Raw genomic sequence first — 17,161 nt, 5'->3', positions numbered from 1 at the left:
CGAGGTGCGCGAAGCGGTTTGGTCACGGCTGGAGCAGGCCGGCCAGGCGCTTTCCCCCGGCGCTCACGGGCGCATCCCCAACTTCGTCGGAGCCGGGTGGCCGCCGAGCGGCTTGCACGACATAACGCGTGGCGTAGCGCCAGCGTCGTCATGTCCAACCCGGACCAGGCCCAACTGCCCGTAAGGCTTCGGGCGCTTGCGGACGGCAAACTCCTCTACATGGCGGTGCCGAAGATCGCCGACATCCGGCCCTTCTATCTGCTAGATCCTGCCGACCTGAACGCGGCTCCCGCCGACGTCGCGACCGGCAGCGGCGCGGCGGCCCATGCGCCGAAGGTCGGCATCAGCGAGATGCGGCCGGTGGATCTGGTGATGTGCGGCAGCATCGCGGTCAACCGTGACGGCGTGCGGATCGGGAAGGGCGCGGGCTATTCGGACATCGAAGTCGGGCTACTCACCGAGGCCGGCTTGGTCGGCTCGTCCACCATCCTCGCGACAACGGTCCATCCGTTGCAGATCGTTGACGGGCCACTCCCCGAGTCGTCACACGACTTCGGCCTCGATCTGATCATCACTCCGGATGAGGTGATCGAGTGTCGGCGACGACAACGTCCGACCGGTATCTACTGGGACAGCCTCAGCGCGCAGAAGATCGACGCCATTCCAGTCCTCAAATCATCAGCGACATCCGGATGAGGCCGGTGGGTGTCACTCCTGACAGCCTTAATCGTCAGCCCATCCGGCCACTTCAGAGATGAATTATCCGCCACAACTGGCCTGATATGAGAGATGTTCCCCATTTACGACAAGACCGGCAGTCACCAACTTCTGCAACCCGTCAATGCCATGCGATTCGACCATCTCTGAAACCACTATCGCCTTGTAAGACGAGAGCGCGAGAATCAGCCTTTTGGCCGCCGGAGCCGCCAAGGGAGCAACAACAAGGATGTACTCCTCGGCGTCGCGCTTCAGCCCTCGCAGTTCGTCACGAGCGGGTGACGTCAACCCACTCGTTATCGGCCCGAGGCCCTGGTGCCAGGCGTCATAGGCTTCCCTCTCCGCTCGGCAGGAGTTGCTGACGGAAGCGCTGGGCGATGAATCAGCCCATCCAACAATTGGCCATGGCGACGAGGACGGCGAGGGCCGCGCCTGTTTATCGAGGATCGCAAGGGCACGCCTCCTCTGCTCCTCTTTGGCAACGGGATCGTCCGCGGCGGGGGATCCTAACCAACTCACGAAATTTCCCACCAAGAAGGCCATCACCATGAACGCGATTATACGCCCAACCTTTCCCAATCGCTTTGGTTGAACGGGCGGGGAATAGGGCCGGTAACTCGACTGGGGATTATACAAGGACGGAGGAGGGGAAGGTAGCCAGCCACGCCCGGTCGACAGCCTCGAATGATCACCTCGCCAATGACCTTCTACCCAGAATCCATTACGATAATGACCACGAACGTAGTGGCCCCGAACATGATGCCGCCGCATTTTTATCCCTACCCTCGACTACCTGGAGGGGGGTCCAACGGGGTTTCGTATGCCTGCCCACCGTTAGAAGCTAGAGTCATAGCGTCGTAGCGGTCGAGGATGAGGCGCTTGGCGCGGTATTCGCCGTGGGTGGCTTCGTCCTTCTGACGGACGACCTTGAAGGTGTCCATGATGTAGTCCACGTCATCGCGGTCGACGCCATAGAGATGGAAGTACGCCGCATTCAGCTCAGCACGAACAAGATCACGTCTAGCTGCATCCCAGCGAAACGGTGGACCGTCATAGCCTAGATCGCGAGCATAAGGAGCAAGATCATCGGCAGTATAAGTTAGCTCCACTACCCGCTCCGCGATCCAGTCGGCGAGCGTCCCGCCATTTCGACTCCACGGCACTATGTCGTCATAGCGCACTGGCGGCAGAATTGGAAGCTGCTTGAGTACGTAGTACTTCAAGTGGGTGCCTGATGCTTTCTGCCTGACCACGAAGTCAAGCACAAAAGCGCTGAGATTCGCCTGAAGCCCCGCAGAGACGATCGCCGGAAGTGCCAGCAGGTATGTGTCTCCCACCGCTGCTCGCGGGATGACAGTGGAGATCAGAGTCCGCTCGTCGGTGCTGCGACAGATATCACGCCACCCAAGGATCCAATTTCGCTGCCATGACTTGCCAGCGAGCCGCTCTTTCACCTCCTCGCTGGCCACCCAGTATCGCGGGATCGGCAATTTCCTCGGATCAGCGTGCGCGGTATCATCGAATCGGGGAAGGGTGCCCATACTCGCTTGAGCCTCGGTCTGCCCCTCGTAGCTACCAAGCCGATGGTCGAAATGATGAGCCATCTTGGCCTCATAGAGCGGCAGCATTCGCTCGCCACCCCGAACGAAGGCATTGCCGTCGAGCCGCCAGCCCTGCTCCGACAGTTCTTCCGAACCACGGAAGAGGCCGGAATCATTGGCCATGTGGAACATGGCCATGAATGACAATCCCCAGGGATTACCGTCGGCCACATACTCTCGCCAGAGCACCGGCACCCGGCGATAGATACCGAGCGTGATCTCGGCGTCGCGTCGGGACAGAAAGACCGGGCAGGTGCCGGTGTTCGGGTTGAGCAGGGTGATCTCTTCGGGCGTTAGCGAGTAGGCCCGTGCAGCGATCTGACTTGCTTGGCGCACTCGAAACACCAGCGACACCTGCTCGGCAATCCGCTCGCTTCCGCTGACGGCTAACAGCGCGAAACGGAAGGAGTGATGCACGTTCGGGAAGACCTTGTCTTCGTTCTCGAAGTCGTACAGCGACACCAGAGTCTTGGTGACCACCAGGTCCTTGAAGAAGTCCTGGGTGGTGGCGTCGGTAGCGATGCCTGTGGGGACGATGATGCCGAGCTGACCTCGCGGGTGCAGCACCACCCGGGCCGTCTCGGTGAACACCGAATACGTGTTGATGTCGCCCTTGCCGGTCAGCGGATACCGCCCCGACGACCGGAGCAGGTGACTGAACCCGTCCGCCTCGTGCAGGGCAGCAATCCACTCCGCGTACAGCATCTTCTGGGCCGGCTCGTCGCTGTCGGCCAGTGCGGCGATGGCCTTCTTGCGGGCGGCGGCGTTCTTCGCCCCGGCGATCTCCGGGTCGCGGGAGGCGAAGAACTCCTGCTCCTGGAGCTTGACCCGCTCCCACGGCGGGTTGCCGAGGACGCAGGAGAAGCCGCCCTCCCAGCCCGTCGCCTCGTCCGCCGGGCCGTACTCCGGCACCCGGAAGATGTGCGGGAACTCGATGTGCCAGTGGAAGAAGCGGTACTGCCGGGTCAGCTCCTCCACCAGCGACTCGACCCGGTGCATGTCCAGCGAGGCTTCGCCCTTGTCCAGGCGTTCCAGCACCGCCTGGGTGATGGCGCTCTCCCGGGTCTCCTCGGTCTTCGCCTGGACGAAGGCGGCACACCAGGCGTCGGCCACCGTCTTCGCGTGCCGGCGCTCTGCGTCCAGCGCCTGCGCCCGCTTGGCCTGCACGTGCACGTCGGCGAGCCGGCGCGGCAGCTCCGCGTACACGATCTCTTTGACCTCGGCGGCGAGCGCGCTGTTACCGACCTCGATGCCCGCCGCGCCGAACAGGTCGCCCTGGCCGGTGTTCTCCTTGGCGTTCTGCCGCTTGAGGGCGTTCACCACCGCGCGGTCGTCGCCGGTGAGGGCGGTGAAGGCGGCATCGGGGATGCCCTGCTTGAGCAGCTTCGGGGTGACGCCGAGCAGGGAGTTGCCGACCCGGATGTTGGCGTCGAGATAGCCGAGCGGGCGACCCGGCTCCATCGCCTCCAGCCAGAGCGACACCTTCGCCAGCTCGGCGGCCATCTCGTTGACGTCCACACCGTAGATGCAGCGGGCCACCACCCGGCGCATCGCCGAGCGGACCGCGTCCGGGGCGGGCTCCAGCTCGTCGGTCTCCTCGGCGGCGACCCGCTTGGCGATGCGGCGGGCCGCCGCGATGAGGAAGTGCCCCGACCCACAGGCCGGGTCGCAGACGGTCAGGGCGAGCAGCGCCGTGATCCGCTCCTCGGGGGTGGGCAGCGCCGTGGCCTCGTCCAGCAGTGGGTCGAGCGCCGAGTCGAGCAGGCACTCCACCAGCGACGACGGGGTGTAGTAGGAGCCGGTGGTCTTGCGTTCGTTGCCGGCGAGTCGTTCGGTGTGGAAGCGGCGGGCCGGGGCGTCCCAGCGGGGGCGCAGCTCCAGCAGCGACTCGTAGACGCTGCCCAGCTCCTCCGCGCCCAGGTGCTGGAAGTCGACCCGCTGCCGGCCGGTGCCCCGGCGCGCGGGCAGCACGGCCAGGGCCTCGACGGCGCGCAGCAGCGCGGTGTTGCTGAGGCTGGCCTCGGCGATCGGCCTGTCGAGCGGGCCGGGCTCGTAGAGGCCGCCGATGCCGGGCAGGCCCAGGGTCGCGTTGCCAGCCTCCTCGCCGAGGAACCGGAAGACCAGCCGCACCGCCTCCCACAGGTCGCCGTGGCCGGAGTGCCGGCGGCGCAGCGCCAGCTCGCGCAGCCGACGGGCCGAGAAGAACGCGTCGTAACGCTGCCGGGCCTGCGGGGCGGCCTCCGGGTCGAGCAGGGCGGTGCGGTCCTCGGCGACGAACCAGAACAGCAGCCGGTAGACCAGCCGCAGCAGGGAACGCTTGTAGTCCTCCAGCGACAGGGTGACCTCGATGCGCTCCCGCAGGGCCGCGTTGTCCGGGTGGTCGAGGAAGCCGGTGCCGAGAATCTCCAGCGCCGCCTCCACCCCGTCGCGGAGCTGCGCCAGGGCCCGTTCGCCCTGCTTGGCTCCCTCCGTACGCCAGGCTTCCAGCAGGCACGACGACGGCCCGGCCGCCGCGTCGCGGACGGCGAGCCGGGAGGCGTGCGCCACCCGGTAGAGGAGCACGAAGTCGGGGAACAGGTCGCCCTCGAAGATCGCCTCCAGGTCGAATTCGAGGTACGCGGTGCCGACCAGGCTTGTCGAGTCGCGCAGCAGCCGCAGCCGCTGACCGTTGGCGACGATCCCCCACAGGTGCTGCTCGGCGCGGTTGAGCAGCTGCTGCATCAGCGAGTGCGGGGCGGCAGCCGCCGCGCCGCGCATGCCCGGGGTCCGCCGGTCCAGGTCCGTGCCCCAGCCGAGCAGATGCACGGGTACGGCCCCGAAGCGGTGGCTGACCGGGAACGGCTTCTCGTCCACCGTGATGCCGCCGGGCAACGACTCGATGCCGTCGTAGCCCAGCTCCCGCAGCAGGATCAGCAGCCAGCGCTCCCGGGTCAGCCGGGCCGGCGGGTTGTCGCCGGCCCGCTCCCGCTGCCGCGTGAAGTCCCGCCACACCTCCTGGAGGTAGGCGTAGGAGCGGTTGGCGTAACGGCGCACCGACTCGCCGGACTGGAGGCCGTAGCTCGCCGGGTCCGCGCCGGGCAGCTCGGCGGCGCCGTCGCCGATCCGCTGCACCAGGCCGGCGGGAAGCAGCCCGCCCTCGACCCGTACGGCGGGGTAGGTGACGGCGGTCATGCGGCGGCCTCCGGGAGGTAGACGTAGACGCCGAGCACGTCGGCGGGCTTCTGGGCGGTGACGGCGACCTGGCGGCGGACCCGCTGGCCGGCCGCCTCCCGCACCCGGATGTGCGCGCCGCGCAGCGCCTCAGCGAGGCCGTCGGCCGTCGCGTCGAGGTGCGGCACCACCGCGTCCAGCCCGCCGATCACCCGCTCCAGCAGCGGGGTCGCGGCCTCGGGCAGCACGTTGCCGCTCGGGGTGGCCGCCAGCAGCGCGGCCACCTCCCCATCGGGCAGCCACTCGGCCGCCGCCGGCGCACCCCGGAACGCCAGCAGCCGGGCCTCCTCGGCGACCATCCGGCGGGGCTCGGCGTCGGCGGCCCGGGTGGGCAGGGTCAGGTGCAGCCGGAACCGCACCAGCAGCAGGGTGGTCCGCTTGGCCACCGCCGACGTGCGCATCACCCCGGCCCGACGGGCGGGCCGCTGGTCGGCCGGGACCGTCCGGTCCAGCGCGCTCTCCAGCAGATAGCGGGCCAGCGCCGAGACGTACGGGTCGGTGCGGTCCAGGTGGGCGGCGCGGGCCGGGGTGGGCAGCTCGCGGCGCAGGGCGAGGGTGGCCGGGTAGCCGGCCGGGAAGGCGTCCCGCAGCGGCAACGGCAGCATGCCCGTTGTCGCGTCGAAGCCGTCGCCGTTGGGCACGACGTCCGCGCCGAGCGCGGCGAAGCCGACGCGGGCGAACTCGGCCACCTCGTCGGGTGCGCCGAGGCTGGCCCGGATCTCCGCCAGCTCCGGCTTGACCTCTTCGAGCTGGGCTGCGATGGCGCGCTGGGCGTACTTGGTGCGGGACTTCTTCTCCCGCTGGGCGGCGCTGTCCCACTCCCGGTGCAGCTCCTCGCGGTGCGCCACGCCGAGGCCCTCGATGGTGAGCTGTTCCGGCGTGTCCGGGGCGAGCAGCAGTTCCTGCGCGATGGTCTGCAACACGTCGTCGCTGCGGTCCGGCACCGGCACCGAGACGCCGAGCGCCCTGCGGATCTGCTCATGCTTGCGCAGCAGCACCCGGAGCACGATCTCGTCGATCCGGTTGTCCGTGCCGTAGATCATCACGGCGCGGACCTTCGGCGCACGCTGGCCGAACCGGTCGACGCGGCCCTCCCGCTGCTCGTGCCGGGTCGGGTTCCACGCCAGGTCGTAGTGCACCACCGCCTGGAAATGCTCCTGGAGGTTGACGCCCTCGGAGAGGCAGTCGGTGGCCACCAGCACCGGACGGCGCTTCGGGTCGCCGGTCAGCTCCCTGATCCGCTCCATGCGCTCCTCCGGCGGCAGCGCGCCGGTCACACAGCCGACCGTGAACGCCTTGCCGAGCGCGGCGGTCAGCCGGTCCGCAACGTATTCTGCGGTGTCGATGTAGCGGCAGAACACGACCGGGTTGAAGCCGTCGCCGAGCAGCGCCTTGACCTCCTTGACCAGCAGGTCGAGCTTCGCGTCGCCCTTGGCGGCGAGCGCCTCGGCGCGACGGGCGAAGGCGAGCAGCCGACGCCGCTCCGGGCCGGCCGAGACCTCGGTGTCGGCACCGGGCACCAGGTCCACCGACTCCTGGGTCTCGTCGTCGGGCAGATCCAGCACGGCAGCCCGGCCCAGGGCGTCGGCCTCGGCGGCGTCGGTGGCGTCGGCGTTCGCCGCCCGGGTACGCAGCGTCGCGGCGGCGGCCTGCGGCGAGGAGGCCAGCGCCCGCAGCAGCGCCAGCGCCGACCAGTAGCGCACCCGCTGGCGCACCTGGCCGCCGATCGGGTCCCGCACGGTCTGCCGGGCGTAGCCGACCACGTCGTCGAAGAGGCTGCGGTAGTCGCCGGTCAGCCGGTAGGCGCGCTCGGTCGAATCCCGGTCCTCCGGGAACGGGGTGTCCTCCAGGAAACTGCGGATGTCCACCCGGCGGCGCTGCACGAAATGCCGGGCCAGCAGCTCCCGGCCCTCGACCAGGTCGAGGTCGATGGTCTCCAGGCGCGGGTCGAGCAGGCCGACGAGGTTGCGGAAGCCGGCGTCCTTGCCGCTGTGCGGGGTGGCCGTGACCAGGATCAGGTGCCGGTCGGCGCGGGCGGCCAGCCGGCGGACCAGCTCGTGACGCAGCATCCGCGACCTGCCGCCGGAATTGCTGTCGTCGAGCACGCACGAGTGCGCCTCGTCGACGATCACCAGGTCGGGGGCACCGCGCAGGAACTGGTCGCGCAGCTCGGGCCGCTTGATGTAGTCGGTGGAGACCACCACGTGCCGGTAGCGGTCGAAGATGGACTGCGCGCCGACCAGGTCCCGCTCCAGCCGGCGTACGGTGCCGGGCAGCACCAGCTCGGCGGCGATGCCGAACTTCTCGGCCAGCTCCCGCTGCCACTGCTCGGCCAGGGCCGGGCTGCACAGCACCGCCAGCCCGTTCGCGTCGCCCTGGGCCAGCAGCTCGGCGGCGATCAGGCCGGACTCGACGGTCTTGCCGATGCCCACGTCGTCGGCGATCAGCAGCCGGACGGTGTCCTGCCGCAACGCCATCAGCAGCGGCACGAGCTGATAGGGCCGGGGCTCGACGGCCAGCGCGCCGAGGGACCGGAACGGCCCACCCGTGGAGCGGAAACCGATCCGCAGCGCGGTACGCAGCAGGGCGGCGCGGCTGGCGTTGCCGGCGTCCGACGGGTCGGGGTAGGCGAACGTCGCCGACGCGACGTCCTCCAGGTCGGGTAGGACGGCGGCGCGCTCGTCGTCCGAGCCGCCGAGGGGCCGCAGCACCAGCAGCTCCGGCTCCGACTCGGGGAGCACCACCCACTCCCGGCCCCGCGCCCTGACCAGCGTGCCCGGCTCGAACCGCGCTGCGGTCACCGTCATCAGTTGCTCCCCGTCCTGTGCTGCCCGAACACGCTCGGATACCGGTCCACCGCCTGCTGCCACCCGCCCACCGGCACCCGGATCGGCGTCCACCCCGCGTCGATGAGATTCTCCTCGGCGTCGTCGTCGCGGCCCTCGCCGAAGGGCTCGCCGGGCACGTCGACGAACACCGCCGCCCGCTGCTCCCGGTAGACCAGGTCGGGCGTCGCCCCGGCGACCTGTTCCCGCCCGCCCTCCGGCGTCCGGTAGCCGGCCTGCGTCAACCAGGCCACGAAGTCCGCCGCCGGGCCGGTCAGGTGCAACCCGGCGGCGGGTCGGCCGGCGCTGGTGTTGGTCGTCGTGGACGCGGCCAGGTCCAACAGCACGTCGACCACGAGGTGCCTGTCGACCAGCTTGTGGAACGGCTGGTTGGAGTACGACAGCAGGCAGTCGTAACAGCCCTGGACGCAGCGGTCGCCGCCGGCCACGACGTCCTGCGGCACTTCGTCGCCGGTCTCCGGGTCGAAGTGCGCGATCTCCAACGCCTTCGCCGCCACCCGGCTGATCTTGTCGGGTTCCTCGACGAGGCGACGGAGCACACCGGCCCCACCCTCGGCACTCTCGATGAACAGCATCCGCCCCTGGTCCTCGGAATCGGGCAGCAGCTCACCGGTGAGTTCCGAGTCCTCCACCTGGAAGGTCGCCTCGATGCCCCGCTCGACGGCGTACAGCAGCGAGATCGCCTCCTCACGGCTGGCCTTGCGGGTCAACCGCAACACCAGGACGTTGCGCCGGTCCTCGACGTAGGGGATCACCCGCTGCTTGCGCTTGATGTCATCGGCGGCCCCGACGTCCTCCTCGTCGCTCGTCTTCTCGCCCGCTTTGGACTCCGAGAGCCAGTCCCCGCTGGTGGTGTCCAGGAAGAAGCCACGCTTCCTGCCGTCCTTACGCCTGATCAGCCCCAGGTTGGCCCGGCGCACCGTAGCGGCGTCACCGTAGACCAGGGTCGCCACGGCCGGCGCGTCCTGCGGCCCGACCGTCGCGGTGAGCTTGCCCGGCCGCCCGCCGTGGTGGTGGAAACGGTAGGACGTCTCGATCTCGAAACCGGCCCGCCGCCGCTCCTCCTCGTCGGAGGAGATCCGCTCCCGGCGCTGGGTCCGTACCGTGTAGAGCCGCAGCAGGTTGTCGTCGATGCCGCCGAGCTGCTCGCCGCAGCTCTCGCAGACGTCGACGCCCGCGACATCGTCGTGCAGGTGCCCGCAGGCGCGGCAGCGCCGGGCGGACGTGGTGAACACGCTGTCCCTGCCCGGCTCCGCCGCCTGCTGCAACTGCACGCCCCGCACCATGTAACGCGCACCCTCGTGATAGATCAGCGACTGCGGACCGAACTCGCTGATGCCGATGAACCGCGGCCGGTGGATGTAGTCACCCTGCCGCTGCCCGTTGAGCCCCGGAATGTAGGCGGCCAGCGGCAGCCGGGGAAACGAGTAGCCCGGCAGGAAGCCCTCGGACGCGAGATAGCGGTAGGTGTAGAAGTCGGTCTGCGGCTCGTCGGAGTCCTCGTTGCGCAGCAGGTCGAGCTGTACCCGGGCGTCGTTGGCCCGACGACGTGCCTCCTCACGGCCCTTGTGCGAGACGTTCGTGTCGACCGCCCGGCGGCCCTGCACCTCGTACTCCCGCAACGCGGCGTGATAGAGCTTGCGCCACCGGCCCAGGGCGTTCTCGAAGGTGCGGGGGGCCTGGTCGATCATCTCCGCCGGCCAGCTGGGACGCCACCAGGGGGAGCTGGCCAGCTCTCCCACCACATCCCCGGCGAGCGTCGCCTCGGCCCTGACCAACGCCCGGCGACGGGCCTCCGGATCCTCGACCGACCTCTTCAGCTTCGGCAGCAGTTCCAGCGACGGATTCTCCCCGCCGGTCTCCATCACGGCGGCCAGCGAGCTGGGCAGCTCCTCCCCCGTCTCGGCCAGCCAGATCGCCTGGAGGTGCGAACGGACCAGGTCCTCGTTGGCCAGGTCGAGGCGGGGCGGCTGCACCGCGCCGCCGACCATCAGCGTGGGCCGCTTGAAGTAGTACTGGTCGTGCGCGCTGCCGGTCGAGCAGTAGGTGACCACCAGCGCGGGCTGCCCGGAGCGGCCGGCCCGGCCGGCCCGTTGGGCGTAGTTGGCCGGCGTGGGCGGCACGTTGCGCAACGCCACCGCGTTGAGCGCGTTGATGTCGACGCCGAGCTCCATCGTCGGCGAACAGAACAGCAGGGGCAGATCCCCCTCGCGGAACTCGCGCTCCCGCTCCTGCCGGACATCAGGCGTCACCTGTGCCGTGTGCTCCTTGGCCTGTAGGCCGGTGAGCAGGTGTGAGGTGTCCCGGTAGAGATCGCGGAAGAAGGTGTTGACCCGGGCGCCGACCTCACCGGAGAGCTGCTTGCGGACCCGGTCCTCCGCGCCCGCCCTGCCATCGCCGGCCTGCCACCTCAGCGCATGCGAACGCAGCTGGTAACCGCCGATCAGGTCGTCGCCCTCGGCAGGCGCGGCCTGGATCACCAGGTCGGCCTCGGTGAGCGCCGCCAGTAGATCGCGGATGATGTCCTGGGCGTCGGCGACGCTGCACGGCTGCCGACGCTTGTCGTACTGACGTTTGAGGTACTTGCCCAGCGCACCGCGCCCCGACAGGTGCAGGTGGGAGCGGGGGCGGCCCTTGCCGCTGGGCTTGGGAAAGGCTACCGCCGCGACGGTGGCCCGCTCCCGCAACCCGAGCGCCCACGGCTCGACCAGGTGCTGCTCCGACAGCCGACGGATCTCGTCGAAACCGTCACCGGTGAGGCACCGCACGTCGATGGCCAGATTGCGACGCATCTCGTCGAGCAACGTCGCCGCGATCTCGTAACGGTGCTCCGGGTTGTCGTCGCGCAGGAGATGGTGGCTGCGCTCCCAGATCTCCTGGTCCGCCGCGACCTCGTCCAGATAGCGGTAGCCGACGCGGAGCAGGCCGGTCTGTTCGAGGTTGGGCATGGTCACCCGCCAGCCCCGCTCCAGGTCGAGGTAGAGCCGGTAGTTGACCACCTCGCGCAGGGCCCGCCAGATCTCCTCCCTGCCGAAGCGGGCCTCCGGCCGGCGGGCGAACTCGGTCAGCTGCAACCCGAGCGCCTCGGTGACCCGCTGGGCCACCAACTCGTGGGTGAGACCGTCGGGCTCCTCCGCCGCCGCCCGGTACAGGGCGCCCCGCAGCTGCACCACCTGCACGAAGTCGTTGAAGTGGCCGGCCTGGAGGGAGGCGTCCTGGCGGTTGTCGACGAACGACAGCAGCTTGCGCGCCGGCTTGTCGAGGGTCGGATCGGCACGCAGCGCCCGCACGATGCTGGCGCCGACCACCGAGAGCGCGGAGCTGCGTCCCTCGGTGGAGAGCTTGGCCAACTGGGCGAAGTCCTTGCCCCGCTGCCGCTCGTAGGAGACCCGGCAGCGCAGACAGAAACGGAACGGTGCGGCGACCCAGGCGGCGGTGATCCCCTTCCCCGCCGCGACCTCGAAGCCCTCGGCGTCGACGTGCACCACCTCGGGCAGGTGCTTACGCTTGTCCTCGGCCGGGACGGTGCTGCCGTCGTCGGCGAGGACCGTCCACGAGTACGGCAGCCGGCCGTCCTGCACCGCGATCTCCAGGCTGGCGGGCCAGGGCTGGTCGTCGCTGAGGTAGAGGTAGCCACCGTCTTCGCTGGTGTCCGAATCCTGCCGCGCCTCGAAGCCGTTCGCCGTCCGGCGAACCGTCAGGTATTCCTGCCCGCACTCCCGGCAGAAGGCCAACGGCACGAGGATCTTCCGCTCGGTGGGGCCGCTGTCCGGGGAGACGGTCTGGTAACGACTCGTGATGTGCCGCCGAGCTGGTGACTCGACGGTGACGTAGACGTTGTCGCCCTTGGAGAGGAACTGGTGCAGCCGGAACGCGAAGACCGGTCGCCCGGTCTCCGGGTGCCTGATGCTGGCGCCCGCCTGGAGCACGGCCTGGATGGCCGTCTGGCAGTCGGTGACCGGTTCCCGCGTCAGCTCGGTCAGGTTCTCCGCCGCCTCCGGGACGGTACGCGGGACCCGTCGGCGGACCGGCCGGCCGGTCTCCTCCTCCGGCTCGATGCCGAATGCGCTCTCCACCCAGTGCGCCAACGGATCCGCGCGGAAGTCGTCGATACCCGGTTCATGACCGCCCCGGCACCAGAGCCGCACCTGCTGCGCGAGCGCGTCGGCGCCTGGCTGCCCACCCGTCGTGGCGCGATGGAGCGTTTCGCCGATGATGTGCTCCGGCGCGACCGGCTGACCGAACAGCCGGGTCGCCACGTCCGCCACCGCCTCCCGCTGGTGTGCGGCGTCGCCCTCGGTGGTCATGGTCGCCGAGGTGCCGATGCACTGGAGATCCGGTGCCTGGCATGCCTCCCGCGTCCGGCGGACGAGGAACGCCACGTCGGCGCCCTGTCGCCCCCGGTAGGTGTGCAGCTCGTCGAGGACGAGGAACCACAACCCGCTGGCGGCCCTGATCAGGCGGTCCCGTTCCCGGCGTCGGGTCAGCACCAGTTCCAGCATCACGTAGTTGGTGAGCAGGATGTCCGGTGGATTCTGGAGAATCCGACGTCGGGCCTCCTGGTTCTCCTGACCGGTGTAACGGTCGAACGTGACAAGCGGCGTTCCGTCGGTAAAGCCCCAGCAGAGGAACTTCTCCAACTCGTGCAGCTGACTGTTGGCCAGTGCGTTCATCGGATAGACGATGATCGCCTTCACCCCGGGCCGATAGCTGCCGTCCGCCTTGGCCCGCAGCACCCGGTCGACGATCGGCACGATGTAGGACAGGCTCTTACCCGAGCCGGTGCCGGTGGTCAGGACGTAGCTGTGCCCGGCACGGGCCGTCGCGATGGCCTCCCGCTGGTGCTGGTGCAGCCGCAACGGCTGACTACCCGGGTCACGCGGGTGATCCTTGCGGCGGAAGATCCGCTCGTTGTCCGGATGGAGCAGGCCCGCCGCGACGAGAGCGTCCACAGTGCCACCGGAGGCGAAATTCGGATTCAGTGACAGATAGGGCGCGGGCCACTGGTAGCCGGAGGCGGCGAGCTGCTCGACATGCCTTCTGATCTTCGGATCCCGGGGGTCGACGAAGCTCGATGTGAACTCCTGGTAGTCCCCGATGAGTCGATCACGCACATCGAAGACATCCATTTGTACTCCTCAGGCCCCCACCATTGCAGGCTGATTCAACCATTCCCACACCCCGATTGCGCGTCCCAGGTGCGCCCCGGACCTCAGCGTGACCCGAGCGGTAGGCCATTCCGGCCCGTCCGGGCACGGGTCAAGCGTCCAATCGCCAGACACGAGATCGGAAACCCGACAAGCACGCATGCGCCGGCCCGTCGGCCCCACGCCTGACCCGGCAAACCGGGTCAGTCGGCCTGGGCGGCGAGTTCGCGGGCGCGGTCGCGGGCCGCCTCCAGCGCCGCCAGCAGCGCCGCGCGTACCCCGTGCTTCTCCAGCTCGCGGACGGCGGCGATGGTGGTGCCGGCCGGGGAGGTGACGGCCTCGCGGAGCTTGACCGGGTGTTCGCCGGAGTCGCGCAGCATCACGGCCGAGCCGATCGCGGTCTGCACGATCAGCTCGTGCGCCACCTGCCGGGGCAGGCCGAGCAGGATGCCCGCGTCGATCATGGCCTCGACCAGCAGGTAGAAGTAGGCCGGGCCGGAGCCGGAGAGCGCGGTGACCGCGTCCTGCTGCGACTCGGGCACCCGCAGGGTCGCCCCGAGCGGGGCGAACATCTCCTCGGCCAGGGCCAGGTGTTCGCCGGTGGCGTGGGCGCCGGCCGAGATGGCGCTCATCGCCTGGTCAACCAGGGCCGGGGTGTTGGTCATCACCCGCACCACCGGGGTGCCCTCGGGCAGCCGGCGGCTGAAGAAGCTGGTGGGCAGGCCGGCGCAGAGCGAGACGACCAGCTTGTCGGCCGGCACCTTGGGGCCGATCTCGTCCAGCAGGACGCCGGCGTCCTGCGGCTTCACCACGATGGCCAGCACCGCCGCCTCGTCGACGGCGGTCAGGTTGTCGACCACCCGTACGCCGTACCGGGTGGCCAGCTCCTCGGCCCGGACGGGTCGGCGGGTGGTCGCCAGCAGTCGCTGTGCCGGCCAGCCGGACCGCAACAGCCCGGAGAGCATCAGCTCGCCGATCTTTCCCGCCCCGATCACCGCGACGGTGTGTCTCGCCGCCCCCATGTCACCCTTCCGTCCCGCTCGTCCGGTCCCGTGCCCCTTCCCCTCCGGCGTAGCGGAGGGGAAGGGGGTGGGCTGCGGTCAGCTGCCGAAGAAGACCTCGGCCTCGTCGTAGCGCTCGATCGGGACGGTCTTCAGCTCGCGGGTGGCCTCGGCCAGCGGCACCCGGACGATGTCCGTGCTCTGCATCGCGACCATCTTGCCCCAGTCGCCCTCGTGGGCGGCGTCGATGGCCTGCAGGCCGAGCCGGGTGGCGAGCACCCGGTCGAACGCGGTCGGGGTGCCACCGCGCTGGATGTGCCCGAGCACGACGGTGCGGGCCTCCTTGCCGGTCTTCGCCTCCAGCTGCTCGGCCAGCCACTGGCCGATGCCGCCGAGCCGGACGTGCCCGAAGGCGTCCAGCTCCTGGTTGTGCAGGACCATCTGGCCGTCCAGCGGCTGGGCGCCCTCGGCGACCACGACGATCGGGGCGTACTGGTGCTGGAAGCGCTTCTCGACGTAGCCGGCGACCTGGTCGACGTCGAACTTGCGCTCGGGCAGCAGGATCACGTTGGCGCCGCCGGCGAGGCCGGCGTGCAGGGCGATCCAGCCGGCGTGCCGGCCCATCACCTCGACGACGAGGGTGCGGTGGTGGCTCTCCGCGGTGGTGTGCAGCCGGTCGATCGCCTCCATGGCGATGTTGACGGCGGTGTCGAAGCCGAAGGTGTAGTCGGTGGCGCCCAGGTCGTTGTCGATCGTCTTCGGCACGCCGACCACGTTGACGCCCAGCTCGTGCAGCTTGGTCGCGACGCCCAGGGTGTCCTCGCCGCCGATCGCGACCAGCGCGTCCACGCCCTGCGCGGCGAGGTTCTCCTTGATCCGCTCCACGCCGTTCTCGATCTTGAACGGGTTGGTGCGGGACGAGCCGAGGATGGTGCCACCGCGCGGGAGGATGCCCCGCACCTCGGGAATGCCGAGCGGCTTGGACAGGCCCTCCAGCGGACCCTTCCAGCCGTCCCGGAAACCCACGAACTCGTGACCGTAAGTAGCGACGCCCTTACGGACCACCGCCCGAATGACCGCGTTGAGACCTGGGCAGTCGCCGCCGCCGGTGAGCACGCCGATACGCATGATCTGCTCATCCTCCTGGAACGTCAGGTGAAGCCCGGATAAGCCCCAGGATATGTGTCCGCTCAGACCATCGGCGTCGTTGCCGGCCCGGGGCGGGCCGTCAGTGCGCACTGTAGTCGGCTCGGGTGTACGCCGACACCGCGCCCCGGCCGGTCCCGCCCACCCGGGCGACTACCGGTCAGTAGCTGACCTCGTGGTTCTCCCCCAGCTTCGGCGGCGTCCCGGTCACCGCCGCCTTGGCGAAACCGAGCAGGTTGACCACCGTGCCGCCCGGGGAGTCCCAGTACTCGGCCGAGCTGGCGTGCACCTTGAGCAGGGTCAGCCCGGGGGTGTCCAGCCCGTCCGGGAACCACGCCTTCAGCACCGGGTTCCACAGCTGCTCGGCCCGCGCCCGGTCGTACGCCTCCTGGGCGGTGCCGGAGATCGACACCCAGGCGTGGTGACGCTGGTCGGAGAAGGCGACGTTGACCTCCGGGTTGACCCGGACCTGGCGCATCTTGGCCGAGTCGGCGTAGGCGAAGAACCACAGGTCCCCGTCGAACTCGGCCGCCTGGAGGCCCATCGGCCGGCTGAGCATCCGGCCGTCCACCCCGATGGTGGTCAACATGCAGATCCGGGCGTCCCGGATCAACTCGGTCACCCGCCGCCGGGCGTCGGTGATGGTGGTCGCGTCGTCGGCCATGGCGCACTCCCTCGGATCGGCTCGCCCGAATCCGGTGCCCCCGACGGGACCTGTCAAACCTGCCGATCGTCACCGGCTGTCAGCACCGACGGCCGGCCCCCGGCACCGGGCCACCGAGGCCGGAAACACCGGCGCCGGGCCGCCGAGGCCGGGGTCACCCCGGGCGGGCCGTCATCGCCCGCCAGCGGGCCAGGTTGTGCCGGGCGTCGACCAGCGCGTCGTGCCGCTCAGCCGCCGCCTCGGGCAGCCGTGGCCGGCCGAGGTCGTCCCAGAGCTGCCGCAACTCCTTGGTGAACCGGGGGATCTCCCGGGGCAGCGCCGGCATCGCCCCCCAGAGCTGGGCCAGCACCACGTGGTCGTACGCGGCGTACCAGGCCCACAGCTCCAGTTGCTCGCCCGGCCGGTCCCGGATCGGCTCCAGCAGGAACTCGTGCAGGTCGTCGCGGATACGCGCCCGGGAACGCCAGGCCCGGTCGGCCGGCGAGGGGAGCTTGTCCAGCACGTTACGGCGGACCCAGGGCACGGCGCGGGAGTCGTCGAACTCGGTGGAGACCGCGTAGAACTCGCGGCCGTACTCGTCGACGACACCGATCGACACCAGGTCGACCAGCCGGCCGTCCTCGATGAATTCGCAGTCGTAGAAGTAGCGGTAGACCATCGCCGTCCATCCTCGCCCACCGCCGGTGACCGTCGGCGGGCGGGGCGGGCACCGGCGGCGTCGCCCACCCGCCCGGAACCCCGCCGGCCCCCGGTCCGGCGGTCCGCCGCAGCTGGCGCAGGGTCACGGAAAGGTTTACAGGGGTGTACAGCAAGCGACTGGGCCGTCATG

At 69.9% G+C, this 17,161-nt stretch carries 9 protein-coding genes; 1 reads left to right on the top strand and 8 read right to left on the bottom strand.

Translation table 11 applies throughout. The features are described 5' to 3' along the window. Positions 1 to 96 precede the first annotated feature (96 nt). A complete protein-coding gene (locus ACWCHM_RS04865; protein ID WP_454221601.1) occupies positions 97 to 696 on the top strand; it encodes a 5-formyltetrahydrofolate cyclo-ligase in 600 nt (199 codons plus the stop codon). Positions 697 to 759: 63 nt separating this feature from the next. Here the strand turns inward: ACWCHM_RS04865 and ACWCHM_RS04860 are convergent, their stop codons facing one another. The 8 genes from ACWCHM_RS04860 to ACWCHM_RS04825 form a co-directional block, all read right to left on the bottom strand. Further along, complete coding sequence (locus tag ACWCHM_RS04860; protein WP_454221600.1) at positions 760 to 1,266, bottom strand: hypothetical protein; 507 nt, start codon at positions 1,264 to 1,266, stop codon at positions 760 to 762. A gap of 230 nt (positions 1,267 to 1,496) precedes the next feature. Continuing rightward, positions 1,497 to 5,489 carry an Eco57I restriction-modification methylase domain-containing protein gene (locus tag ACWCHM_RS04855; protein WP_454221599.1) on the bottom strand — a complete coding sequence of 1,331 codons (3,993 nt, stop codon included), beginning with the start codon at positions 5,487 to 5,489 and terminating at the stop codon, positions 1,497 to 1,499. Further along, complete coding sequence (locus ACWCHM_RS04850) at positions 5,486 to 8,335, bottom strand: helicase-related protein (RefSeq protein ID WP_454221598.1); 2,850 nt, start codon at positions 8,333 to 8,335, stop codon at positions 5,486 to 5,488. The genes ACWCHM_RS04855 and ACWCHM_RS04850 overlap by 4 nt, the downstream gene beginning before the upstream one ends. After that, positions 8,335 to 13,503 carry a DEAD/DEAH box helicase gene (locus tag ACWCHM_RS04845; RefSeq protein ID WP_454221597.1) on the bottom strand — a complete coding sequence of 1,723 codons (5,169 nt, stop codon included), beginning with the start codon at positions 13,501 to 13,503 and terminating at the stop codon, positions 8,335 to 8,337. The genes ACWCHM_RS04850 and ACWCHM_RS04845 overlap by 1 nt, the downstream gene beginning before the upstream one ends. Before the next feature lie 221 nt (positions 13,504 to 13,724). Then, positions 13,725 to 14,543, bottom strand: coding sequence for a pyrroline-5-carboxylate reductase (proC, locus tag ACWCHM_RS04840; protein ID WP_454221596.1), 819 nt, complete (start codon positions 14,541 to 14,543; stop codon positions 13,725 to 13,727). A 78-nt stretch (positions 14,544 to 14,621) separates the two neighbouring features. Beyond that, on the bottom strand, positions 14,622 to 15,650 hold the full coding sequence (locus ACWCHM_RS04835) for a 6-phosphofructokinase (protein ID WP_067313555.1): 1,029 nt from the start codon (positions 15,648 to 15,650) through the stop codon (positions 14,622 to 14,624). Positions 15,651 to 15,828: 178 nt separating this feature from the next. After that, positions 15,829 to 16,332, bottom strand: a complete 504-nt coding sequence (locus ACWCHM_RS04830) for a pyridoxamine 5'-phosphate oxidase family protein (protein ID WP_145921026.1) — start codon at positions 16,330 to 16,332, stop codon at positions 15,829 to 15,831. Positions 16,333 to 16,486: 154 nt separating this feature from the next. Beyond that, on the bottom strand, positions 16,487 to 16,990 hold the full coding sequence (locus ACWCHM_RS04825; RefSeq protein ID WP_204959318.1) for a polyadenylate-specific 3'-exoribonuclease AS: 504 nt from the start codon (positions 16,988 to 16,990) through the stop codon (positions 16,487 to 16,489). Positions 16,991 to 17,161: the final 171 nt, after the last annotated feature.

This window comes from Micromonospora sp. SCSIO 07396 (assembly GCF_053667945.1).
Note: the sequence above shows the minus strand (reverse complement) of the source record. Positions and strands in the feature narration are given on the sequence as shown.

What these genes read in the sequence shown, in the direction of transcription:
- ACWCHM_RS04860 (WP_454221600.1), bottom strand. Translation starts at nt 1,266, where the DNA reads ATGGTGATGGCCTTCTTGGTGGGAAATTTCGTGAGTTGGTTAGGATCC.
- ACWCHM_RS04855 (WP_454221599.1), bottom strand. Translation starts at nt 5,489, where the DNA reads ATGACCGCCGTCACCTACCCCGCCGTACGGGTCGAGGGCGGGCTGCTT.
- ACWCHM_RS04850 (WP_454221598.1), bottom strand. Translation starts at nt 8,335, where the DNA reads ATGACGGTGACCGCAGCGCGGTTCGAGCCGGGCACGCTGGTCAGGGCG.
- ACWCHM_RS04845 (WP_454221597.1), bottom strand. Translation starts at nt 13,503, where the DNA reads ATGGATGTCTTCGATGTGCGTGATCGACTCATCGGGGACTACCAGGAG.
- proC (WP_454221596.1), bottom strand. Translation starts at nt 14,543, where the DNA reads ATGGGGGCGGCGAGACACACCGTCGCGGTGATCGGGGCGGGAAAGATC.
- ACWCHM_RS04835 (WP_067313555.1), bottom strand. Translation starts at nt 15,650, where the DNA reads ATGCGTATCGGCGTGCTCACCGGCGGCGGCGACTGCCCAGGTCTCAAC.
- ACWCHM_RS04830 (WP_145921026.1), bottom strand. Translation starts at nt 16,332, where the DNA reads ATGGCCGACGACGCGACCACCATCACCGACGCCCGGCGGCGGGTGACC.
- ACWCHM_RS04825 (WP_204959318.1), bottom strand. Translation starts at nt 16,990, where the DNA reads ATGGTCTACCGCTACTTCTACGACTGCGAATTCATCGAGGACGGCCGG.